General features: G+C 70.7%; 9 protein-coding genes. 2 read left to right on the top strand and 7 right to left on the bottom strand.

From position 1 onward, the window contains the following. The first annotated feature begins 415 nt into the window (after positions 1-415). A complete protein-coding gene (locus tag AOK08_RS34235; protein WP_055533259.1) occupies positions 416-1,057 on the top strand; it encodes a hypothetical protein in 642 nt (213 codons plus the stop codon). A 563-nt stretch (positions 1,058-1,620) separates the two neighbouring features. Here the strand turns inward: AOK08_RS34235 and AOK08_RS34230 are convergent. The 3 genes from AOK08_RS34230 to AOK08_RS34220 form a co-directional block, all read right to left on the bottom strand. Beyond that, positions 1,621-2,307 (bottom strand): hypothetical protein, encoded by a 687-nt coding sequence (locus tag AOK08_RS34230; RefSeq protein ID WP_079054436.1) that lies wholly within the window; start codon positions 2,305-2,307, stop codon positions 1,621-1,623. 68 nt (positions 2,308-2,375) lie between these two features. Then, positions 2,376-3,077: a ribonuclease HII gene (locus AOK08_RS34225; protein ID WP_055533255.1), complete on the bottom strand. Its 702-nt coding sequence runs from the start codon at positions 3,075-3,077 to the stop codon at positions 2,376-2,378. A gap of 117 nt (positions 3,078-3,194) precedes the next feature. Further along, positions 3,195-3,818, bottom strand: a complete 624-nt coding sequence (locus AOK08_RS34220) for a TetR/AcrR family transcriptional regulator (RefSeq protein ID WP_055533253.1) — start codon at positions 3,816-3,818, stop codon at positions 3,195-3,197. Between the two features lie 199 nt (positions 3,819-4,017). Here AOK08_RS34220 and AOK08_RS34215 point away from each other — a divergent pair, with 199 nt between their 5' ends. After that, positions 4,018-5,559, top strand: a complete 1,542-nt coding sequence (locus AOK08_RS34215) for an MFS transporter (protein ID WP_055533251.1) — start codon at positions 4,018-4,020, stop codon at positions 5,557-5,559. Between the two features lie 109 nt (positions 5,560-5,668). On the opposite strand, the gene AOK08_RS46130 is transcribed toward AOK08_RS34215, so the two are convergent. The 4 genes from AOK08_RS46130 to AOK08_RS34195 all read right to left on the bottom strand — a co-directional run. After that, positions 5,669-5,917, bottom strand: a complete 249-nt coding sequence (locus tag AOK08_RS46130; protein ID WP_055533249.1) for a hypothetical protein — start codon at positions 5,915-5,917, stop codon at positions 5,669-5,671. A 7-nt stretch (positions 5,918-5,924) separates the two neighbouring features. Further along, positions 5,925-6,878 (bottom strand): ADP-ribosylglycohydrolase family protein, encoded by a 954-nt coding sequence (locus tag AOK08_RS34205; protein ID WP_241827209.1) that lies wholly within the window; start codon positions 6,876-6,878, stop codon positions 5,925-5,927. 12 nt (positions 6,879-6,890) lie between these two features. Further along, positions 6,891-7,550, bottom strand: coding sequence for a histidine phosphatase family protein (locus AOK08_RS34200; RefSeq protein WP_055533247.1), 660 nt, complete (start codon positions 7,548-7,550; stop codon positions 6,891-6,893). Between the two features lie 33 nt (positions 7,551-7,583). After that, positions 7,584-8,052: DUF4937 domain-containing protein (locus tag AOK08_RS34195; RefSeq protein WP_241827208.1), on the bottom strand; the 469-nt coding region annotated here is incomplete at both ends.

Genomic DNA, 8,052 nt, shown 5'->3' with positions numbered 1-8,052 from the left:
CCCCCGGAGGTGGGCCGGTCCCCCTTTCGGAGGATTTCACGACGCCAGGGGGGACCCGCGCGATGGCGGACCGGGGTGACGGCGGACCGGCGCGCAGGGGGGTGTCCCCACTGGTCCCCGCCCTCACACCGTCGATTACGAGAAAGTGAACCAACCCGAACAAGCGGACCAACAGCACGTTCCCGGCTACCCCAGGCGTCTACAAATGACACGTCTGGCAGGGATATAATCCACAGATCACCAGAAGCCGGTCGGTGGCCCCATTTGCTCGTTGCCGCAACCCAGTTCGACAGCGAGAATTGAAGTCCGCTCCCCGCACGGCGTGTCCGTGGTCCGGCAGGGCTCCGCCGCGGTGTGCGCTCCCCCAAGTCCGATCTCCCGCCCGCAGTGCGGGCGCGTAGCCGAAGGGAGGACCGTGACCTTCGGATTCGCTCCGTCCCCCGCGGCATCCATGTCGACGTCTGCCGACCTGTCCGCCGCTTCCACCAACTCAGCAGCCCGCATGCTCGAACCCGCGGAGTGGGCCGCGGCCGGGATCCCCCTGCTGCGCAATCCCCGCGAGGTCGTCAGCGGACTGCACGCGCGGCACCTTCCCCGCCCCGCGACCGCGATCGTGGCCGTCCTCGATCCGGACGAACGTCTGCGTGCGAGCGCCTCGTTCACCCGAAGATCGGCACCGGCCGACGGCTGGATGTTCCGCAACTCGCTGCTCGCGCAACTGCGTCGAGTCGTCCCGCACGATCTGCGTCGCCGCACCCCGGTGCGCACCGCGGTCCTGCTCTACTGCCGTGACGGCGACTCCCGCTGGACGGAGGAGGACGGCGCGTGGATGTGGGGTCTGCGCGACGCCTGCACCCTGCACGGGCTGCGCTGCGGCGCGTACATCACACTGACCCGGGACGGCTGGCAGGTGCTCGGTGAGGGGCGCGGCGGGCGCCGCCCGAACGCGGACTCACCACCGGAGCCCTTCGCCATGTCGGAGACACCGCCGGCCCTGCCTATGCCCCGCACCGGAGGCGCCGCCTCGGACATCCTGCGCCGCGCGGCGGCCCGCTGACCCGGACGCCCAGCGGACAACGCGCTTGCCCGACGCCCCTCCAGGGGTTGGCCACGGCGTACGGCCGCACCTGCCGGCCAGGGACGAAGTCCACGTCGTACAAAGGCTCGCGCAAAGGCCCACCCACACACAGGACCGCGCGAAGAGGCGACCACCGCGGACAACGGCGTCCGCCGGTACGACGTACGACGGCGGACATCCCGCACATGGCCCGCATGTGGACGTACAAGGGCGGCACGAATCGTCCGGACCGCAGCCAGCCGCAGCACACATGACGGACGCACAGATGACGGGTGCACGCGTGCGCGTGCACCCGTCGCCCATGTCACCCATGCGATTCGCTTGGGCTGTTCATCCCGTCGGTCCCGTTCGCACCACCTGGACCGGGACATGACGAAGCGCCGCACGGCAGCCACCGGCAGCCCGGCGCGTCCGCGTCGGGGTATGCCGGATCGCCCGCCGTACGGTCGCCGCTTCAGCGACCCTCCGTCAGCCGGTCCGATGCCGCTGGACCGGCCGACCCGGGACGGTTCCCGAAGCCGCTCGGGTGAACCGGAACCGGCTCAGACCCCCGCGCCCAGCACCGACTTGATCTGCTGCGGGTCTCCGCAGCAGATCAGCAGGGCACCGGCGCGGCCGAGCGCCAGGGGAAGCGCCTCGGCGACCGCCGTACCGGCGCCGCCGTTGACGGCGACCACGACCACGGGACGGGAGGCGGCACGGCTCAGAGCGGCGGCGTCGGCGTAGAAGACGTCGTCGCCCGCGTCGTGCTGCGCCCAGTACGGGCCCTCACCGAAGGACAACTCGTGCGCGGCCCACGGGTGCGGATCGCCGGTGGTGATCACCAGCACCTCTCCGGGGGCCCGGCCCGACTCCAGGAGCAGGTCGACGGCTTCCTCGGCAGCGTCCAGCGCGCCCTCGGCCGAGGCCGGGATCAACTGGATCTGCGGGACCGCCGGGACCCCGGAGGCAGACGCGGAAGGGTTGGAAGGGACAGGAGCGGCCGGAGCCGCGGACGGCCCGGGCTTGACCGCGCCCGCGGTCGAAGCCACGGCCGCGGGCGCGTCGTGCGGTGCGCGCTGCGCCGGCGCGGTGGGCCGGAAGGGACCCGGACGGCCGGGACGCGGCGAAGCCACGGGGCGCGGGCCGGGTACGGGACGGGGGGTCGGCGCGCTGCGGCCACTGGCCGGAGCGACGCGGGGACCCTGGGCACTCTCGTGAATCTGAGGCTCCTCGGGACTGAGAGGCATGACTTGATATTTATCAAACGCCGGTGCGACTCGCGTCGGCGGGTGGCACATGAGCGCGAACGGAACTGTCAGAAGTCGAAGCCGAGCTGGCCCTCGATCTCCGGCGCGTTCCCGTCCGCCCAACTGCGGGCCTTCTTGAGGTGCCGCCACTGGGGCAGCGCATCAAGATACGCCCATGACAGCCGGTGGTACGGGGTGGGACCCTGCTCCTCCAGCGCGGCCTTGTGCACGGGCGACGGATACCCGGCATTGGCCGCAAACCCGAAGTCTGCATGGTCGATACCCAGTTCGGCCATCATTTTGTCGCGGTGAACCTTGGCGATCACGGACGCCGCCGCGACCGCCACACATGACTGGTCACCCTTGATCACCGTACGGACCTGCCACGGCGATCCCAGGTAGTCGTGCTTACCGTCGAGGATGACCGCGTCGGGGCGGACCGGCAAGGCCTCAAGGGCCCGCTCCGCGGCGAGCCGCAGCGCTGCCGTCATCCCCAGTTCGTCGATCTCCTCCGCGGAGGCGTGCCCCAGCGCGTACGACGTGACCCATTCCCGCAGTACGTCCGCGAGTTGGGTACGCCGCTTGACCGCGATGAGCTTGGAGTCGGTGAGCCCCTCGGGGGGCCGCCGGAGACCGGTGACCGCCGCGCAGACGGTGACGGGACCGGCCCACGCGCCCCGCCCGACCTCGTCGACGCCGGCGATGACCTTCGCTCCGGTCGTGGCGCGCAGGGAGCGCTCGACGGTGTGGGTGGGTGCTTCGTACGGCATGGCGGTCTTAGCCTACGCCGCCCGGAACCCCGCCCGACACCCCGGTCGCCCCGGGCGACTTGACGGGCAACTCGACGATCGCCGCAGGACACGCCCTGGCGATCTTCGGAACGAACCTCAGATGCCGTCCGCCCGCAGCAGCGGAACCATCAACTGGTCGATCATCTCCTCGATGTCCCGCTCCCCCCATTCGCTCCCGCACATCTTGGAGCGGTACATCATCATCGCCGGAATGGCATCGAAAACGTAGCCATTGGCAGCGTCGATACGCACTTCCCCCCTTGCGATCCCTCGGTCGACGATCTCCCGCAGGAGCCTCACCATGGGCTCGACGAGCCCTCCGAAGATCACCCCCTGGAAGCGCTCCGCCTGCGGGCTGTCGCATTCGTGAATCACCGCGCGCAGCGCGAATCCGGGGCGCGAGAACAGCGCCTCACGCACCTGCCGGCACAGTTCGAGGAGGTCGTCCCGGACGCCCCCGAGATCGGGCGCCCGGCCGAAGCGCGGCAGGCCGGCCTGGAGCGCGTCCGCGACGAGGTCCTCCTTGGAGGGCCAGCGCCGGTAGACCGCGGCCTTGCCGGTCTGGGCACCGGCGGCGACGCCCTCCATCGTGAGCCCGTTCCAGCCGACCGTACCGAGCTGCTCCAGCGCGGCGTCGAGGATCGCGCGTTCGAGCACGGCGCCGCGCCGGCGGGAGGAGGCCGCCCGGACGGGAGCGGCCGTCCAGCGCGAAGTAGCCATCTGAGTGTCTCCAGCGGGCACGAGGGAGCAGAGAGTGCAAGTATTTATGGCGATTGTCGGTATTGAGGGGATCGCCCGTGGGGTGAATCGCCGAGATTACCCGGGCAACCGGTGCACAGCATCGCGGCGACTTCAGTGAACGCTTGCGTTCACTGNNGTGAACGCAAGCGTTCACTAGTGCTCTCATGGGGGCCCAACAGTGACTACCTCTTCGTTGTTGAAGGACCGGAAACCAGGTGCGGCCCGCCGGGAAGGGCATCCCGGCATCGCGCTCACCGTCATCGCGGCCTGCCAGCTCATGGTGGTACTGGACGCGACGATTGTGAACATCGCCCTCCCCCACATTCAAGGCGCCCTCAAGTTCAGCACGACCGATCTCACCTGGGTGGTCAGCGCCTACACGCTCACTTTCGGCGGACTGTTGCTGCTCGGCGGCCGGGCCGGTGACATCCTCGGCCGCCGCCGGGTCTTCCTGACCGGCATCCTGTTGTTCATCACCGCGTCCCTGCTGGGCGGGCTCGCCCAGGAACCCTGGCAGTTGCTGGCCGCGCGGGCCCTCCAGGGTGTGGGTGGCGCGATCGCCTCGCCCACCTGCCTCGCGCTCATCACCACGACGTTCGCCGAAGGCCCGGAGCGCAACCGGGCGTTCGGGGTCTTCGCCGCCGTCTCGGCGGGCGGCGGCGCCGTCGGCCTGCTCGCCGGCGGCATGCTCACGGAGTGGCTCAACTGGCGCTGGGTGCTCTTCGTCAACGTACCGATCGGTCTCGTGATCGCGCTTCTCACGCCGCTGTACATCGCCGAGTCCGAACGCCACCCGGGCCGCTTCGACTTCTTGGGCGCGCTGACCTCGACCCTGGGCATGGCCTCCCTCGTCTACGGCTTCATCCGCGCGGCGGAGAAGGGCTGGCGGGACGGCCTGACCATCGCGTCCTTCGGCCTGGCGGTGGCCCTGCTGGCGGTCTTCATCCTGGTCGAGACACGCGCCAAGGAACCGATCACCCCGCTGCGGATGTTCGACGACCGCAACCGCTCGGGCACGTACGTGATCATGCTGAGCCTGGCCGCGGCGATGTTCGGCATGTTCTTCTTCATCGTTCTCTTCGTGCAGAACGTGCTGCTGTACACGCCGATCGAGGCGGGCCTCGCCTTCCTGCCGGTGACCTTCGCGATCGCCACGGGCGCGGGCCTGGCGCAGCGGTTCCTGCCGGTCCTGGGGCCCAAACCGTTCATGGTGACCGGCTCCGCGCTGGCCGCGCTGGGCCTCGGCTGGCAGGCCCTCATCACTCCCGACAGTTCGTACGTCAGCGGGGTGCTCGGGCCGATGCTGGTGTTCGGCTTCGGTATGGGCCTGAACTTCGTGACGCTGACCCTGACGGCGGTCTCCGGGGTCGCCGCGCACGAGGCGGGCGCCGCGTCCGGGCTGCTCAACGTCACGCAGCAGATCGGCGGCGCGCTCGGCCTGTCCATCCTGACGACCGTGTTCGGCGCGGCGAGCCGCGACGAGGCGGCGAAACAGGTGCCCAAGTTCCTCGCCGAGGCCACACCGGGACAGAAGGCGGAGTTCGCCAGGACCAAGCAGCTCCCCGCTCCCTGGAGCCACGAGGTACTCGCCCACGGCATCTCCACGGCCTTCATCCCCGCCGCCGCGATGGCCGTGCTGGCCCTCGCCGTCGCCTGTTTCGTCATCCGCGTCCGCAAGAGCGACCTGGAGGCCCTGGCGGGCACGGCCGGCACCACGTGATCCCCCGGCAGCGGGCCCGAGAGCACCGCTGCCGGGGCCGGCGGCCGACAACGCCGGCCGTGCCCGCTCCGGACTCCAAAACGACGTACGGCCAGGACGGGACCAGGCGTCAGGGCGGGGCATACGGCGAGAACGGACCAAGCGCCTGCTTGCCGTACGGCAGGCACAGGACCCCCGCGAGGATGCGGCACCGCACGGACGGCGTCCGGCGCCCATGCCCGCCGACGGCGGGGACGGACCGAGCGGACGGCGCGCACGGCGGCATCGCGAGCAGGGCGAGCAGGGCGAGCAGGGCGAGCAGGGCGAGCAGGGCGAGCAGGGCGAGCAGGGCGAGCAGGATGGCCCTGCCCGCGCCCAAAGGTCCGCTAAGCCGATCCTGGGGGCGCCCAGTCCGGCAGTGTTTCCGTGCGTTCCAGCCACAGCCGTGGCGGCGCCCCCGCCCTCCCCGCCGCGAGTACGCCGCCCACGATGGCGCAGTTCGTGTCCACGTCGCCGCCCACCTGGGCCGTCGCCCAGAACGCCTCCTCGTAGTCACCGAGGGCGCGCGCGGCGGACCAGAGAGCGAAGGGCACGGTGTCGTGCGCCGACGTACGGCGGCCACAGCCCAGTACGGCCGCGACCGTGCCCGCGTCGGCATAGTCGAGCATGTCCCGGGCCCGCCGCAGCCCGGCGGCGACGGCGCTTCTCGGGACGAGCGCGATGACACCGTCGAGCAGCGCGCCGGGGCTCGGCGGGCCTGCCGGACCGGCCACCAGGGCGGCGGCAGCGGCGACGGCCATGGCACCCACCACGGCCTCACGGTGCTGGTGCGTGGGGTACGCGGAGATCTCCGCCTGATGGGTCGCCTGCTCCGGGTCGTCCGCGTACCAGGCACCCAGAGGAGCGATGCGCATGGCCGCGCCGTTGCCCCAGGACCCCTGCCCGTTGAACAGGGTGGACGCCAGCTCGCGCCAGTCGCCGCCCTCCCGGACCAGCCGCAGGAGCCGGTTCACGGCCGGGCCGTACCCTCGGTCGAAGTCGTGGTGCCACGCGAAGGAATGGGCCAGCGCGTCCTGGTCGACGCGCTGGTGGGCGGCCAGCACGGCAACGACGGAGCACGCCATCTCCGTGTCGTCGGTCCACTGCCAGAGGCCGGGCGGCAGCTCGCGGTGCCCCAGCAGCGGGTGGTTCCCGGGTACGAAGAACTGCGACCCGAGCGCGTCCCCGACCGCGAGCCCGCGCAGACTGGCGAGGGCGCGCTCCAGTCGCTCGCTAGGCTCCGGGCGCTCGTGGGGCTCGTGGGGCTCGTGGGGCTCCCGAGGAGAGGGGTCAACGGTCATCGCTTCGCCACCCTAACCGGTGATTTCATACGGTTCCGGATCACGCCAGCGTTCGAAGGGCCGATCGAGGGTGTACCTGCCGTCGTCCCCGAGAACGAGCATCCGCATCTCCGCGTTCCCGGGATTCGACAGCGACTCGAACTCCGCGACGGTCCAGTGGAACCAGCGCATGCAGAACAGCCGCATGGCAAGCCCGTGGGTCACCAGCAGCACGTTGGGCGGATGGTCCGGGGCCTCGAAACTGCGATAGAGACTCTCCAGGAAGCCGCCGACCCTGTCGTACACGTCGGCGCCGGACTCCCCCTGGGCGAAGCGGTAGAAGAAGTGCCCGTACGCGTCCCGGTACGCCTTCTGCAGTTGTACGTCCTCCCGGTCCTGCCAGTTGCCCCAGTCCTGCTCACGCAGCCGGGGCTCCTCGCGCACCCGTACGAGGTCGGCGTTCAGGTTGAACGCGCGCAGGGTCTCGTGTGTTCGACGGTAGGGGGAGACGTAGACGCTCACCGGCTCCTGCCCGAACACCTCCCGCAGCCGTTTGCCGGTCTCCTCCGCCTGTCGCCAGCCGCGTTCGGTGAGGGCGAGGGCATGATCCGGCTCGCGCTCGTAGACGGTGTCATCGGCATTGCCCATTGACTCGCCGTGCCGGACAAGGACGATGCGCCGTGGTCTTACCATGCCAAAACCCTAGATCGGGTCGGCGCCGACCNNGTCCCCGGCGAGAGCGGCGACATCCGCCTCCAGTTGGGCCCGCAGCGCCAACCGCTCGATCCGCTCGGCGCGGTACTTGCCGTGCTCGGCGGCCGACCGCCACATCGACAGGATCAGGAACTCGTGCCCCGGCGCCTCGCCGAACAGCCCGCGCACCATGCCGGGCGAGCCGGCCATCGCGGGGTTCCAGACCTTCTCCTGCATCAGCGCGAAGTGCTCGGCGCGCTCCTCGTGGACGCGGCAGTGCGCCACCCTGACCAGGTCGGAGTCCGTGAAGCGCGGCTCGAAGCCGGTCTTCACGTCGAAACGGTGGTCGAACAGTTTGACCTGCTGGTCCTTGAAGGTGCCCGACTGCGCGGTGGCGAGCCGGTCATGGGATCGGGCCATGAAGGAGTCGTAGAAGGCGCGGCTCTCCCAGAAGGCGAAGACGTGTGCCACACCGGGACGCCCCCGGCTCCAGCCCCCGCCC

The sequence above is a fragment of the Streptomyces graminilatus genome (genome assembly GCF_001418565.1).
Lineage (GTDB): Bacteria > Actinomycetota > Actinomycetes > Streptomycetales > Streptomycetaceae > Streptomyces > Streptomyces graminilatus.
This window is presented reverse-complemented; position numbering and strand designations above follow the sequence as displayed.

Coding starts and splice junctions, on each gene's coding strand:
- AOK08_RS34200 (WP_055533247.1), bottom strand. CDS start 7,550: ATGGTAAGACCACGGCGCATCGTCCTTGTCCGGCACGGCGAGTCAATG.
- AOK08_RS34220 (WP_055533253.1), bottom strand. CDS start 3,818: ATGGCTACTTCGCGCTGGACGGCCGCTCCCGTCCGGGCGGCCTCCTCC.
- AOK08_RS34205 (WP_241827209.1), bottom strand. CDS start 6,878: ATGACCGTTGACCCCTCTCCTCGGGAGCCCCACGAGCCCCACGAGCCC.
- AOK08_RS34230 (WP_079054436.1), bottom strand. CDS start 2,307: ATGCCTCTCAGTCCCGAGGAGCCTCAGATTCACGAGAGTGCCCAGGGT.
- AOK08_RS34225 (WP_055533255.1), bottom strand. CDS start 3,077: ATGCCGTACGAAGCACCCACCCACACCGTCGAGCGCTCCCTGCGCGCC.